Origin of the sequence: Comamonas sp. 17RB, assembly GCF_030056555.1 — a bacterium.
Classification (GTDB): Bacteria; Pseudomonadota; Gammaproteobacteria; order Burkholderiales; family Burkholderiaceae_C; genus Comamonas; species Comamonas terrigena.
Map to the genome: position 1 here is coordinate 46,260 of NZ_JASHHY010000009.1, position 14,742 is coordinate 61,001.

Consider the following 14,742-nt stretch of genomic DNA (forward strand, 5'->3'; position numbering starts at 1 on the left):
GGCCATGCGTGCTTACTCCGGCAGCTTCACCTGCAGGTGGGCGGGCCACTGGGCGCCGGGTTCGGCCAGCACCCAGGCCTGGCCGGGCAGGCCGGTCTTGACCTGCTTGAGGTGTTTCTGCAGCAGCTCCGGATCGATCTGGGCCCTGACGCGGAACATCAGCTTCTGGCGCTCGCTGGCGGTCTCCACGGTCTTGGGGGTGAACTGGGCCGTGCTGGCCACAAAGCTCACGGTGGCCGGAATCACCCATTGCGGTGCGGCGTCCAGCACAATGCGCACCTCCGATCCCAGCGCCACGCGGCCGGCCACGGTTTCGGGCAGGAAAAAGCCCATGTAGACGTCCGACAGGTCCACCAGGTTCAGCACCTTGCCGCCGGCACCCAGCACCTCGCCGGGCTGGGCCAGACGGAACTGCACGCGTGCATCGCGCGGCGCGGTGAGCTGGCTGTCGTCCAGTTCGGCATCGACGCGCTGCACGGTGGCGGCAGCGGCCTTGACGGCAGAGTCCGAGCCGGTGACGTCGGCGCGGGCCGCCTCGATGGCGGCCTTGGCGGCAGAGGCCTGGGCCTGGGTGGCCTTGAGCGCGGCTTCGGCGCCGCGCACGCGGGCACGGTCATCGTCCAGCTCCTGCACGGCGCTGGCCCCTTCCTTGGTCAGTGTTTCGGAACGGGCCAGGCGACGGCGGGCCGCATCCAGTTCGGCTTCGCGCTGGCTCACCATGGCCAGCGCTGCGGCGTGATCGCTTTCGCGCAGCGCCACCTGGGCCTTGGCGGCGGCCACGGTGTGCACGGCGCGGTCCTTGCCGGCCACGGCCTCGGCGCGCTGGGCCTGCAGGGTGTGGATCTGCATGCGCGCCAGCAGCTCACCGGCCTTCACAAACGCGCCTTCGGTGACCAGGATCTCTTCGACCCGGCCGCCGAGCTTGGTGGCCACGTCGATCTCGGTGGCCTCGATACGGCCGTTGCCGCTGGCCAGGCCGGCATCGGCATGGCTGGCCTGCCATTGCTTCCAGGCGTAGCCGCCGGCCAGCACCAGTGCGGCGGCCACGGCCACCAGGGTCAGGGATTTCTGGGTACGGGGGGACAGGGACATGGCGGTGGACTTCGGTTAAGGGTTCACAGGGGCCGGTGCGCCACCCAGGGCCGTGTACAGGCTGACCTGGGCGGTCTGCAGCGCGTAATGGGCCTGCACCGCCTGCTGGGCAGCGGTGAGCAGGTCGCGCTGGGCATCCAGCACATCCAGATAGGGCGAGGCGCCGTTGTCGTAGCGCAGCTGGGCCAGGCGGGCGCGTTCCTGCAGTGCCTGCAGGTTGTCGCGCTGCACCTGGGTCTGGCGGGCCAGGTGGTGGCGGGCGGACAGTGCGTCGGAGACTTCGCGGAAAGCGGTCTGCACGCTGCGCTCGTAAGTGGCCACGGCGCTGTGCTGACGCACGGCCGCCAGGTCCAGATTGGCACTGCGGCGGCCGCCATCGAAGATCGGCAGGGAGATGCTGGGGGCAAAGGTCCAGGCCTGGCTGCCGGAGCCGAACAGTCCGTCGAGCTGGGCGCTGGCCGTGCCAAAGCTGCCGGTCAGTGCAATGCGCGGAAAGAACGCGGCGCGTGCGGCGGCCACCTGGGCGTGGGCGGCCTGCAGCTGGTACTCGGCCGCGACGATGTCCGGCCGGGCCTGCAGCAGGGCCGAGGGCAGGCCTACCGGCACGGCGCGGAACACGGAGGCTCCTGCAGGCAAGGTCGGCAGTTCGGCCAGCTGGGCCGCGGGCTGGCCGGTCAGCTGCGCCAGGCTGTGGGCGATCTGGGCCCGTTCCTGTTCCAGCGAGACGGCCAGCGACAGCGCCTGGTTGTGCAGGCTTTGTACCTGGGTCAGCGCGTACTTGGAGATGCTGCCCACTTCATAGCGCCGGGTGAAGATGCGCAGCGTTTCTGCACGGCTCTCGACGGTGCCGCGCGCCAGGCGCAGGCGTTCGTCCAGCTCGCGCAGCGCCAAGTAGCTGCGCGCCACCTGGCCCAGCAGGCTGAGCTGGGTGGCCCGGGCGCCCGCGGCAGTGGCCAGGTACTGCTGCAGGGCAGCTTCGTCCAGGCTGCGCACACGGCCCCACAGGTCCAGTTCCCAGCTGTTGAGGCCCACGAACACCTCGTGGTCGCTGCCGGTGACCGGGCGGCCGCTGACATTCAGGTCACCCGGCACGCGGGCGCGGGCGTGGCTGCTGCCCACCGCCAGCGTGGGAAAACGGTCGGCCCGCTGGATGCCATGGGCGGCACGGGCCTCTTCCACGCGCAGCAGGGCCAGACGCAGATCGTGGTTGTGGGCCAGGCTCTGTTCCAGCAGCTGGGCCAGCGTGGGATCCTGCACCATGGCGCGCCAGTCCGGCAGGACGGCATCCGCTGCGGCGGTGCTGCCGACAGGACTGTCTGTGGGCCACAGGCCGGGCAGGGCCGTGTCGGGCTGGGCCAGCGGCCGGGCACCCGGGGCACAGCCGCTGAACAAGGCGGTGCACAGCACGGCAGCGACCCAGGTGGGGCGACCCAAGAGGGGCGTAAATACAGGTGGTTGCATGGCAAGGCACTCGGTATGGCCAGTTCAAGACCGGCACATGGGCCACGGGACCATGGCCCTTGTTACTTGACAGTGTCATTGACAAGCCTCGGGCCTGCCTTGAGTTAAGTCAAGCGCGCTACCGACTGGTCAGTTTTTAGCGACACATCGATCGCGTGCTGCATGGAAGGTTCGGGTGCAGTGCGGTCAGGGACGCAGCAGGCGCAGCAGCAGGGCCTGGTGCTGGGGGCGCAGCGCGTCCAGCTGGGAGGGCGTCAGCGGCTGGCCGCTGGCCAGAATCATGAACACGCTGTGCAGCAGCGGTACCAGCAGCAGGCTGCAGTCCAGCGGTGCCGGGTGGGTGGGCAGCAGGCCCTGGTCGATGGCGCGCTGCATCAGGCGTGTGTGGGTCTGGGCATGCAGCTGCAGCATGCGCTGGTGCCAGTCCCACATGGCAGGGGGCAGGCGCGGGCTTTCGGCCAGCAGCAGGCGCAGCACGGGCAGGGTGGTGGGCTCGGCCAGGCGTTGCAGCGTGTGGTCCACGAAGGCATTTACCAACTGCTCCAGGGTCTGCACATGATCGGGCCACCAGTCCTGCTGTTCCACCAGGGGGCGTTCCAGCAGCCGTCCCAGCAGGGTCTGGAGCAGGGCTTCCTTGCTGGGGAAGTGGGCGTACAGCCCGCCCTTGGACAGCCGGGCCGCCTGGGCGATGTCCTCCATGCGGGCGGCGGTGTAGCCCTGGCGCGAGAACTCGGCCAGGGCCGCGTCCAGAATCTGTTGGGTACGGACGGCGGCTGGCAAGCGCTGGCGGCGGGGTGCGGTGGACATGGTGCGGGCGAAGGCGGAAACGCCGCTGACCATGCAAACACAGGCTGCGGCAGGCGATGGTGCGCCATCTTGCACCAGGCCGGGGTGGGCGCAGCCTGCGCTGGCGCAAAGCTGGCCGGTTTTTCCGGGGACGGCCTGCGCCTTATGCAGGGGCGCGGCATGCACCAGGTACGCCAGACGCATACCAAGGCCTGCCCAGCGCCCGGGGAGAGGCCGTTAGAAGCGCGGCAGGTCGGGGTGGCTGATCTGCCCGCCACGCACCAGCATCTTGCCGTATTCGGCGCAGCGGTTGTGGGTGGGAATCACCTTGCCGGGGTTCAGCAGCCCGGCCGGATCGAACGCGGCTTTCAGCGCGAACATCTGCAGGTTCTCCTCGGTGGTGAACTGGGTGCACATGCTGTTGAGCTTTTCCACGCCCACGCCATGTTCGCCCGTCACCGTGCCGCCCATGGCCACGCTGGTTTCCAGAATGTCAGCGCCAAACAGCTCGCAGCGGTGCAGCTCGTCCGGATCGTTCGCATCGAACAGAATCAGCGGGTGCAGATTGCCGTCGCCGGCGTGGAACACGTTGGCGCAGCGCAGCTGGTACTTCTTCTCCATCTCCTGGATCGACAGCAGGATGTCGGCCAGGCGCTTGCGCGGAATGGTGGAGTCCATGCACATGTAGTCGGGGCTGATGCGGCCGGACGCCGGGAAGGCGTTCTTGCGGCCGCTCCAGAAGCGCATGCGCTCTTCCTCGCTGTTGCTCACGGTGATGGCGGTGGCGCCGGCATTGCGCAGCACGGCGCTCATGCGGCCGATTTCCTCTTCCACCTCTTCGGGCGTGCCGTCGGATTCGCACAGCAGGATGGCTTCAGCCGTCAGGTCGTAGCCGGCCTTGACGAAGTCTTCCACGGCGGCCGTCATGGGCTTGTCCATCATCTCCAGACCGGCCGGGATGATGCCCGCCGCAATCACGGCGGCCACGGCGTCACCGGCTTTGCGCACATCGTCGAAGCTCGCCATGATGCAGCGCGCCAGCTGCGGCTTGGGTACCAGCTTGACGGTCACTTCCGTCACCACGGCCAGCATGCCTTCGCTGCCGATCATGGCGGCCAGCAGGTCGTAGCCGGGGGCGTCCAGCGCATCGGAGCCGAACTCGACCGGCTCGCCTTCGATGGTGAAGCCCTTGACCTTCAGCACGTTGTGTACGGTCAGGCCGTACTTCAGGCAGTGCACGCCGCCGGAGTTCTCGGCCACATTGCCGCCGATGGTGCAGGCGATCTGGCTGCTGGGGTCGGGGGCGTAGTACAGGTTGAAGGGCGCGGCCGCCTCGCTGATGGCCAGGTTGCGCACGCCGCACTGCACCAGGGCCGTGCGGCTGAAAGCGTCCACCTTCAGAATCTTGTTGAACTTGGCCAGCGACAGGGTCACGCCCATGGCGTGGGGCATGGCGCCGCCAGACAGCCCCGTGCCCGCACCGCGTGCCACCACGGGCACCTGCACGGCGTGGCAGGCCTTGAGCACGGCCTGGACCTGGGCATAGGTCTCTGGCAGGCAGACCACCAGTGGGCGCTGGCGGTAGGCGGTCAGGCCGTCGCACTCGTACGGGGTGGTGTCTTCGCTCTGGTAGAGCAGGGCGTGCTCGGGCACATGGGCGCGCAGGGCGGCGACCACTTCGGCCTGGCGGGCGGCGCGTTCGGACGCGCTCGGGGTGTGTGTGGGGCTGGCTAAGCTCATAGGCCGCCACTGTAGAGGAAGGCGGCCCGCCCGTGCGTGAGTTTTCTTGCAGCGCCGTGTGAAATGGCGCGGAGCGGTAGCGGCGGCCGTTGCTGTGAGGGAGTCCGTGCCGGCAGCACGCCAGGGCAGTGCCATGCGCCTGTCTGGCGGCCGGTCGGGCTTCACCGCGTGGCGCAGCGCCTCAGATGGCCTTGCTGACCCATTCTGCAAAGGCCGCGCATTCCCAGCGGTCCATGGTGCCGGTGCGCCAGCACAGGTAGTGGGCATGGGGGCTGGGCACTTCCAGGTCGAACAGGCGCACCAGCGCGCCGCTGTCCAGCCAGGGCGCGCCCAGCTTGAGCCGTACCGGCGCCACGCCCATGCCGGCCGCCGCAGCGTCGCACAGCAGGCCGATGTCGTTGAACTGCGAGCCTTCGGAGGGCTCGGGCCAGTCCAGGCCGGCGGCGTCCAGCCAGGTGCGCCAGGGTTCCAGCGGGCTGCGCAGCAGGGGCACGTCTTCCAGATCGGCCGGGGTGTCGAAAGGGCCGTAATCGCGCACGAAGGCGGGCGATGCCAGCGGGGTCAGCACATCGCGGGCGATTTCCATGTGCTCCACGTCGGCGTAGTGGCCGGGGCCGTAGCGCACCATCAGGTCGGCGTCTTCGGCCACCACGTCCAGCAGCGGGATGGCCACCTGCAGGGTCAGGTCGATCTCGGGGTAGGCGGCGGTGAACTGGCTCAGCCGGGGAATCAGGATGCAGCGTGCAAACGTGGGCGTGACGGCCAGCTTGAGCCGCCGCCGCCCCGTGGGCATGCTGGCGCCGGGAAAACGCTGCAGCGCGCCCAGGCCTTCGCGCACCTGGGCCAGGTAGGCGCTACCGTCGGTGGTCAGCGAAAAGTCGGCCCGCCCGAACAGGCGGGTGCCCAGGGTCTGCTCCAGCTGCTTGACGCGGTGGCTGACGGCGCTGGGCGTGACGCACAGCTCCTCGGCCGTCTGCGTCACGCTGCGCAGGCGCGCCAGGGCCTCGAAGGTCAGCAGGCACTGGATGGGCGGAATCCGCCGCGCCGCACTGCTGTTGAAGAAGGCCTGCGGCGGCGTGGTCACCGGCAGCTGTGGCGGTTTCGAGGCGGGCGAGACCATGGGCCGGGTGTCAGCGGAAAACGACGGTCTTGGTGCCGTTGAGGATCACGCGGTGTTCGCTGTGCCACTTCACGGCACGGGCCAGCACCTGGCTTTCGGTGTCGCGGCCGCGGGCGGTCAGGTCTTCCACGGTGTCGGTGTGGTCGGCACGGGCCACGTCCTGCTCGATGATGGGGCCTTCATCCAGGTGCGCCGTCACGTAGTGAGCGGTGGCTCCGATCAGCTTCACGCCCCGGTCGTGGGCCTGGTAGTAGGGCTTGGCACCCTTGAAGCTGGGCAGGAAGCTGTGGTGGATGTTGATAGCACGGCCAGACAACTTTTGACACAAATTATCCGACAGGACTTGCATGTATCGTGCCAGCACCACCAGTTCTGCGCCTTCCGCCTCGATAATTTCCATCTGGCGTGCTTCGGCCTGGGCTTTGGTGGCCGCGGTCACGGGGATGTAGTGGAAGGGAATGTTGTAACTGGCTGCAAGTTGGTAGAACTCGCGGTGGTTGCTGATGATGGCGCGGATGTCCACGGGCAGCAGGCCGGACTTCCAGCGGAACAGCAGGTCGTTCAGGCAGTGGCCTTCCTTGCTGACCATGATCACGGTTTTCATGGCTTCAGAGCGGGCGTGCAGGCTCCATTGCATCTGGAAGGGCTCGGCCATTTCGGCGGTGGCGGCCTTCAGCGTCTGCATGTCCTGGCTGTCGCAGGCGAACTGCACGCGCATGAAAAACAGCCCGGTGGCGTTGTCGTTGTATTGGGCAGCCTCTTCGATGTTGGCGCCCTGTTCCAGCAGAAAGCCGGAGACAGCATGCACCAGGCCGCGGCGGTCGGGGCACGAGAGAGTAAGAATATAGGCTTGGGTCATAGCCCTGCAATTGTCGCAGCAAGCTGGGGCAAGCCAGGGATTGAGGTAATACATGCAGCAAGAGGGCTCTGTCCCGCAACTGGCCCCGTGGCGGGCCATGGCTTTTTATGTGGCATTCGGCCTGCTCTGGTTCGGGGCGGCCGAGGTGCTGGCCCCGCATTGGGTGGACGATCCGGTGGCCTTGCCAGGGCTGCTGCGCTGGAAGACCTATATCTTTGTCTTCATCACCGGCTTGCTTGCCGCCTGGCAGGTGCGGCGCATGATGCGTGCCGAGGCCGCGCGCGTGGCCACCATGCAGGAGTTCTTCCACATCGTGCGCCATGCGCCTGTGGGCATTGCCCGCGTGGAGCCCGGAACCGGCCATGTGCAGTGGGCCAACGGCCGGCTGTGCCGCATGCTGGGCCTGACGCTGCAGGAGCTGGCACTGCGGGACTTCCGCGTGCTGGCGCCGTCCGGCGATGAAAGCGAAGCGCAGGAACAGATGCGCCGCCTGCTGAACGGCGAGATCGACCATTACCAGAACCAGCGCACGGTGCGCAACGCCGAAACCGGCCGCAGTGCCACGGTGCTGTGCACGGTGGCGGTGGTGCGCAACAACCACGGCACGCCCATGCTGGTGCATGTGCTGCAGGACCTGAGCGAGATCGAAGCTGCCCGCCAGGCCATGGACTACAGCACCCAGCAGCTGCGCCTGGCCCTGGACGGCAGCGGCAGCGGCATGTGGGACTGGGACATGGAACGCCGCCGCTACACCTTCTCCGATGGGGTGGCGGCCATGCTGCGCTACACCGGCAAGGACCTGGCGCATGACGTGCGCTTCAAGGAGCTGCTGCACCCCGAAGACCGCGAGCAGGTGCACCGTGCCGTGGCCCAGGCGTTGCAGACCGGGGACTTGTTTGAAGTGACGGCGCGGGTGCGCTGCTTCGATGGCGAATACCGCTGGTTCCAGGCGCGCGGCACGCGCCACCTGGATGCCCAGGGCAGGGTGCTGCGGTTTTCCGGCATCTTCACCGACCAGACCGAACACCGCCGGGAGCAGGACCGCCTGCGCCTGGCCGCCACCGTGGTGGACAACACCATGGAAGGCGTGGTGGTGACGGATTCGCAAAGCCACATCCTGTCGGTGAACCCCGCGTTCACCCGCCTGCTGGGCTATACCGAGCAAGAGCTGCTGGGGCGCACGCCGCGCGCCTTCAAGTCCGGGCGCCACGGCCAGGCGTTCTACCAGGGCATGTGGCAGTCGCTGAACCAGACGGGCCACTGGCGGGGCGAGATCTGGAACCGCCGCAAGAACGGCGACATCTTCCCGGAGCGCATGTCGCTGAGCGCCGTGCACGATGCCCAGGGCGCCGTCACCCACTATGTCTGCATGTTCACCGACATCTCCGAGGAGAAGGCGCAGCAGCAGCGGCTGGAGTTCCTGGCCCACAAGGACCCGCTGACCGGCCTGTCCAACCGCTCCTGGTTCGGCCAGGAGCTGGAGCGTGCGGTGCAGCAGGCCCGCCAGAGCAGCGAGCAGATGGCGGTGCTGCTGCTGAACTTGGACCGGTTCAAGGACGTGAACGACAGCTATGGCCACCTGGTGGGGGACGAGGTGCTCAAGCACATTGCCCGCCAGGTGCAGGGCGCGCTGCGCCCCGGCGACATGATCGGCCGCATGGCGGGCGATGAAATCATCGTGCTGGCCCGCGAGCTGCACGGCCATGGCGACGCGGAAGAAATCGCCGAGCGCCTGATCCGGGCCGCCGCCCAGCCCTGGCATTCCCCGGATGGCTTTGCGGTGGTGGTCAGCGTCAGCGCCGGCATCTGCATGTTCCCGGAACATGCCGACACCACGGCCTCCCTGTTGCAGGGGGCGCACGCCGCCGTGTATGGCGCCAAGGAAGGCCGGGGCGAAAGCAGCGCCTGGTGCTTCTACGACGAAGGCATGACGGCTTCCGCGCGCGAGCGCATTGCACTGGAAGCCAAGCTGCGCCTGGCCATGGGCCTGGGGCAGATGCAGCTGTACTACCAGCCGCAGGTGGACATTGCCAGCGGCCGCATCGTGGGTGCCGAAGCCCTGCTGCGCTGGAACGATCCGCAGGAAGGCTTCATTTCCCCGGCGCGCTTCATTCCGGTGGCGGAAAGCTCGGGCCTGATCGGTCCGCTGGGCGAGTGGGTGATCCACGAAGCCTGCCGCCAGGCGCAGGCCTGGCGCATGCAGGGCCTGCCGGAGGTGTCGGTGGCGGTGAACGTGTCGCCGCACCAGTTCCTGCTGACCGATGTGGCCGGCTGCACCGCCCGGGCCCTGCAAAGCTCGGGCTACAGCGCCCAGGCGCTGGAGCTGGAGATCACCGAAAGCGCGCTGGCCGAGCGGCCGGACGAAGCCCTGGCCGTGCTGCGCAAGCTGCGCGAGCTGGGTGTGCGCCTGGCGATCGACGACTTCGGCACCGGTTACTCGTCGCTGGCCCACCTCAAGCGCTTTCCCATCGATGTGCTCAAGATCGACCAGGGTTTCATCCGCGACATCCCGCACAACGGCGACGACATGGCCATCAGCCGGGCCATCATCGCCATGGGCCGCAGCCTGGACCTGCAGGTGCTGGCCGAAGGGGTGGAAACCGTGCAGCAGCTGGACTTTCTGCGCAGCAACGGCTGCGATGCCTTCCAGGGCTATCTGTGCAGCAAGCCTGTGCCTGCGGCCGAGTTCGCGACGCTGCTGGCCTGCAGCAGCGGGGCGGCGCGCATGGGCGGCCATGCCGGCCAGCCGGTGGCGCTGACGGCCGCCGATCCCCGCACGGACAGCCCGTAAATACCAGAAAAAAAGGCGCGCGTATGTGACGGCCGACATGCGCGCGCATTCCTCGGGACATGCCGGGGCACTGGCCCGCGGCAGGTCAAACAGCGGCACAATAGCGGCATCATTTCAAGCCTTGCCCCCTGCTGCCTTCAGCAGGCCGGATGCAGGGCTTTTTCTCGTTCATTCCCCCTTGTTTGCCCCGCGTGCTCCGCTGTGAGCAGGCTGCGCCGCTGCGTTGCGGAAATGGTACAGGGCGGCCGGAAACGGCCCCTGCGCCCTGTATGGATTCGCAGATGTAGGCGCCCAAAACTTGGGGCATGATGGACAGAATTTGACGGTTATTTTGGTTTGGCAATCGCTGCAGGCCCCGGGCTTGCAGATCCCCTAAAGGGTGTGAGAAACAATGAAGCGCGAAGACATGAACGTGGCTGCACAAAACGGTTTGACGGAACAACCCATCAGCCTGGATGTGCTGAAGGAAAAGTACCTCAAGGCCGGTGAATCCGGCATGGAAGACCTGTTCCGCCGTGTGGCCCGTTCGCTGGCCTCGGTCGAGAACGAAGACCAGCGCGCCGCGCAGGAAGCCCGTTTCCTGCAGAACCTGCGTGCCGGCGGCATCGGCGCCGGCCGCATCATGAGTGCCGCGGGCACCAACATCCAGGCCACGCTGATCAACTGCTTCGTGCAGCCCGTGGGCGATTGCATCCAGGGTGTGGACGACGAGGGCTTCCCCGGCATCTACGAAGCGCTGCGCGAAGCCGCCGAAACCATGCGCCGCGGCGGTGGTGTGGGCTATGACTTCTCGCGCATCCGCCCCCGCGGTGCCGAGGTCAAGGGCACGGCCTCTATGGCTTCCGGCCCCTGCAGCTACATCAATGTGTTCGACCAGTCCTGCTCCACCGTGGAGTCGGCCGGTGCCCGCCGTGGTGCCCAGATGGGCGTGCTGCGCATCGACCACCCCGATGTGCAGGAATTCATCACGGCCAAGCGCACCCCGGGCCGCTGGAACAACTTCAACGTGTCCGTGGGCGTGACCGGCGGCTTCATGCAGGCCGTCGAGCAGGACGCCGACTGGGAACTGGTGCATGGCGCCAAGCCCGGTGCCGGCCTGATCGCCAAGGGCGCCCACCAGCGTGCCGATGGCCAGTGGGTCTACAAGACCGTCAAGGCCCGCGCCATGTGGGACAGCATCATGAAGTCGGCCTACGACTTCGCCGAACCCGGCATCCTGTTCATCGACAACATCAATACCGACAACAACCTGTCGTATTGCGAAACCATCAACGCCACCAACCCCTGTGGCGAGCAGCCCCTGCCGTCCTACGGTTGCTGCGACCTGGGTCCCATCATCCTGACGCGCTTCGTCAAGAACCCCTTCGGCATCCACGGCACGGCCGAGTTCGACTTTGCCGCCTTCGAAGAAGTGGTCGCCACCGAAGTGCGCATGCTGGACAACGTGCTGGATGCCACCTTCTGGCCGCTGCCCCAGCAGCGCGACGAAGCCATGGCCAAGCGCCGCATCGGCGTGGGCTTTACCGGCATGGGCAACACCCTGTGCATGCTGAAGCTGCGCTATGACAGCCCCGAAGGCCGCGACATGGGCGCCCGCATTACCGAAGTGATGCGCAACGCCGCCTACGCCGCTTCGGTGGAGCTGGCCAAGGAAAAGGGCGCCTTCCCCAAGTTTGACGCCAAGGGCTATCTGAAGGCCGGCACGTTCGCCAGCCGCCTGCCCAAGGCCCTGCAGGACGCCATCAAGAAGCATGGCATCCGCAACAGCCACCTGCTGTCCATCGCGCCCACGGGCACGGTGTCGCTGGCCTTTGCCGACAATGCCTCCAACGGTATCGAGCCGCCGTTCTCCTGGACCTACACCCGCCGCAAGCGCGAGGCCGACGGCTCCACCAGCGAGTACACGGTGGAAGACCACGCCTGGCGCCTGTACAAGGCCATGGGCGGTGACGTGAGCCAGCTGCCCGAGTACTTCGTATCGGCCCTGGAGATGAGCGCGGCCGACCACATCGCCATGATGCAGGTGGTGCAGCCCTTCATCGACACCTCGATCTCCAAGACCGTGAACATCCCCGAAGACTACCCCTTCGAGGACTTCAAGAACCTGTACCTGGGCGCCTGGAAGGCCGGCCTCAAGGGCTGTGCCACCTACCGTCCCAACTCCATCCTGGGTGCGGTGCTGGAAACCACCAAGCCCAAGGAAGAAGCCAAGCCGGCTGCCGCTCCCGCCAAGGAAGAAGTGCAGGTCGTGATCGACCCCATGCGCACGGTGATCGAAAGCCGTCCCAAGGGCTCGCTGTCGGCCGTGACCGACAAGATCGAGTACTGGACCCAGGAAGGCCAGAAGCGCCTGTACCTGATCGTCTCTTTCCTGCCCGTGGAACGCCCCGAAGGCGGTACCGTGGACCGTGCCATCGAGTTCTTCATGCCCGTGGGCCAGAACGGCGAATCGCAGCAGTGGATCACCTCCAGCATGCGCCTGCTGTCGCTGGCTGCACGCGGAGGCTTCCTGGAGCGTGCGCTGGAAGACATGCGCAAGGTGGTCTGGGATCGCGGCCCGGTGCGTCTGGGCACGTTCGAGCGCCCCGACGGCGCCCGCGTGCCCATGTGGCACGACTCGGAAGTGGCGGCCATCGCCTACGCCATCCAGCAGATCCTGGCCGAGCGCGCCCGCTCGCCCGAGCAGCTGCAACTGGCGCTGACCGATGCGCAGGAAGCCGTGACCCCCAGCGTGCACGAGCAGCACAGCGACAAGGCCGGTGCCCAGCTGATGGCCGGCAAGAAGTGCCCCGAATGCGGTGCCCACGCCATGATCCGCAAGGATGGCTGCGAATACTGCACCTCCTGCGGCCACCTGGGCAGCTGCGGCTAAGCCCGGGCCCGCGGTGAAGCCCCTGCGCGCAGTGGGCTTGTCGACACGAACGGCGGCTTGCATCAATGCAGCCGCCTTTTTTTTGTGCACCATGGCGGACAGCGGCGGATTGCAACCGCCCCGAAGGATGAACCCATGACCAGCCGTGTGGCCCTGCCCGGCCTGCGCTCCCCCGGTGCGGGCTTTGACCAGCCGTTCGAGATGCTGGGCGCCTGCCATGAGCGGGTGCAGCGCACCCTGGATCTGCTGCAGCGCCTGCAGACCTACCTGGCCGAACAGGGCGTGGACGACAGCGCCCGCCAGGCCGCGCGCGATGTGCTGCGCTATTTCGATGTGGCCGCGCCCCTGCACCATGAGGACGAGGAGCTGCACATCTTCCCGCCCTTGCTGCAGCCCGGTACCGACGCCGGCACCCAGGCCGTGGTGCGCCAGCTGCAGCGCGACCATGTGGCCATGGCCGCCTGCTGGGCCCAGGCCCGCGTGCCGCTGCAGGCCCTGGCCGGTGGGGGGGAACAGGCTTTTTCGGCGGCGGACCAGGCGCTGCTGCAGCGCTTTGCGGGTCTGTATGCCGACCATATCTGGCACGAGGAAGGGCAGGTCTACCCCGCGGCCCGGCAACTGGTGGACGCGGCGGGCCAGCAGGCCATGGGCCGTGAAATGGCGTCGCGTCGCGGGGGCTGAACCCCACCGTGCAGGGCCCGCCCTGCTGCACATGCGACAGGGCAGGGGCCGCGTACTTCGGTTTTGAGAGCGGCTTGTAACCAGGGTGCAGGCGCTAGAGAGCAATCCGGCGGAAAATTTGCTGCAGCGCACAAGCCGGTGATACTGGGCGCTTTGTTGCTTTCGCCACCCCGCGCGCTGCATGCCTGGGCATGCACGCCCTGCGCCGGGGCTGCTTTTCGCCCCGCCTACCTTCCATGCCCCGACTGAATTTTGCGACCCGCGCGGCGCTGACCCTGGCCCTGGCCTGGGCCGCCGCACTGCTGTGCACGGCGCTGCACACCCCGCTGCCCTGGATGATCGGGCCCCTGCTGGCCACGGCCCTGTGTTCCATGACCGGCGCCCCCACGGTCAGCTGGAACGTGCTGCGCAACCTGGGCCAGTGGACCATGGGCACGGCGCTGGGCCTGTACTTCACGCCCCAGGTGGCGCGCATGGTGGGCAGCCTGTGGTGGGCCATCGGCCTGGGCATTGTCTGGGCGCTGCTGCTGGGCTGGGCTTTCAGCGCCTGGCTGTACCGGCACAATGCCGCACGCATGCCCCAGGTGCCGGCGCCGCAGCTGCGCGCCACGGCTTACTTTGCCGGGGCCATTGGCGCGGCGTCCGAGATGACCTTGCTGGCTGAACGCGAACATGCCCGCACCGACCTGGTGGCCGCCAGCCACAGTCTGCGGCTGGTGATCGTCACGGTCAGCATTCCGTTTGCCTTGCAGTGGCTGGGCGCGCAGCCACTGCCCGACCTGATGCCGGCCGCCATCCGCACCGTGCAACCTCTGGGCCTGGCGCTGCTGGCGGGATTGACGCTGTGCGGGGTGGCGCTGATGCAGCGCACCGGCCGGCCCAACCCCTGGTTCCTGGGGGCGCTGGGCGTGTCCGTGGGGCTGACGGTGGCCGATGTACAGCTGTCAGCGCTGCCGGTCAGCTGGGTGAATGCCGCGCAGCTGGTGATCGGGGTCAGTCTGGGCGTGCGCTTTCGGCGGGAATTCCTGCGTGCCGCACCACAGTGGTTGGGGTCGGTCGCCGTGGGCACGGTGGGCCTGATGGTGGTGTGTGCCGGCTTTGCCTGGCTGCTGCACTGGGCTACGGGCCTGCCCTGGGTCACGCTGGTGCTGGGCACCTCCCCCGGCGGCATTGCCGAGATGGCCATCACCGCCAAGGTGCTGCAGCTGGGGGTGCCGGTGGTCACCGCCTTTCAGGTGTGCCGCCTGATTGCCGTGCTGCTGCTGGTGGCGCCGATGTACCGGCGTCTGTATCCGCAGCACTGAGGCCTTGTGAGCTCCGCGGGGCCGAATACCGCGCTT

General features: G+C 67.7%; 10 protein-coding genes. 4 read left to right on the forward strand and 6 right to left on the reverse strand.

Translation table 11 applies throughout. From position 1 onward, the window contains the following. Window positions 1–12 precede the first annotated feature (12 nt). From QM470_RS16510 to purU, 6 genes are all read right to left on the reverse strand, one after another. A complete protein-coding gene (locus QM470_RS16510; RefSeq protein ID WP_283340003.1) occupies window positions 13–1,092 on the reverse strand; it encodes an HlyD family secretion protein in 1,080 nt (359 codons plus the stop codon). Window positions 1,093–1,107: 15 nt separating this feature from the next. Beyond that, window positions 1,108–2,553, reverse strand: coding sequence for an efflux transporter outer membrane subunit (locus QM470_RS16515; protein WP_283340004.1), 1,446 nt, complete (start codon window positions 2,551–2,553; stop codon window positions 1,108–1,110). Between the two features lie 186 nt (window positions 2,554–2,739). Beyond that, a complete protein-coding gene (locus QM470_RS16520; RefSeq protein WP_283340005.1) occupies window positions 2,740–3,360 on the reverse strand; it encodes a TetR/AcrR family transcriptional regulator in 621 nt (206 codons plus the stop codon). A 216-nt stretch (window positions 3,361–3,576) separates the two neighbouring features. After that, entirely contained in the window at window positions 3,577–5,079 is a 1,503-nt protein-coding gene (locus QM470_RS16525) for an FAD-linked oxidase C-terminal domain-containing protein (RefSeq protein ID WP_192334806.1), read from the reverse strand. Window positions 5,080–5,260: 181 nt separating this feature from the next. Next, window positions 5,261–6,199: a LysR substrate-binding domain-containing protein gene (locus QM470_RS16530; protein ID WP_280013529.1), complete on the reverse strand. Its 939-nt coding sequence runs from the start codon at window positions 6,197–6,199 to the stop codon at window positions 5,261–5,263. A 10-nt stretch (window positions 6,200–6,209) separates the two neighbouring features. After that, window positions 6,210–7,058: a formyltetrahydrofolate deformylase gene (purU, locus tag QM470_RS16535; protein WP_066541228.1), complete on the reverse strand. Its 849-nt coding sequence runs from the start codon at window positions 7,056–7,058 to the stop codon at window positions 6,210–6,212. A gap of 97 nt (window positions 7,059–7,155) precedes the next feature. On the opposite strand from purU, the gene QM470_RS16540 reads away from it, so the two are divergent. The 4 genes from QM470_RS16540 to QM470_RS16555 all read left to right on the forward strand — a co-directional run bounded on the left by QM470_RS16540 (window position 7,156) and on the right by QM470_RS16555 (window position 14,706). Beyond that, window positions 7,156–9,849: a sensor domain-containing protein gene (locus QM470_RS16540; RefSeq protein WP_283340008.1), complete on the forward strand. Its 2,694-nt coding sequence runs from the start codon at window positions 7,156–7,158 to the stop codon at window positions 9,847–9,849. A gap of 391 nt (window positions 9,850–10,240) precedes the next feature. Continuing rightward, window positions 10,241–12,721 carry an adenosylcobalamin-dependent ribonucleoside-diphosphate reductase gene (locus tag QM470_RS16545; protein ID WP_279997901.1) on the forward strand — a complete coding sequence of 827 codons (2,481 nt, stop codon included), beginning with the start codon at window positions 10,241–10,243 and terminating at the stop codon, window positions 12,719–12,721. Window positions 12,722–12,856: 135 nt separating this feature from the next. After that, entirely contained in the window at window positions 12,857–13,402 is a 546-nt protein-coding gene (locus tag QM470_RS16550; protein ID WP_283340009.1) for a hemerythrin domain-containing protein, read from the forward strand. Between the two features lie 236 nt (window positions 13,403–13,638). Next, complete coding sequence (locus QM470_RS16555; protein WP_066541222.1) at window positions 13,639–14,706, forward strand: AbrB family transcriptional regulator; 1,068 nt, start codon at window positions 13,639–13,641, stop codon at window positions 14,704–14,706. The last annotated feature ends 36 nt before the right edge of the window (window positions 14,707–14,742 follow it).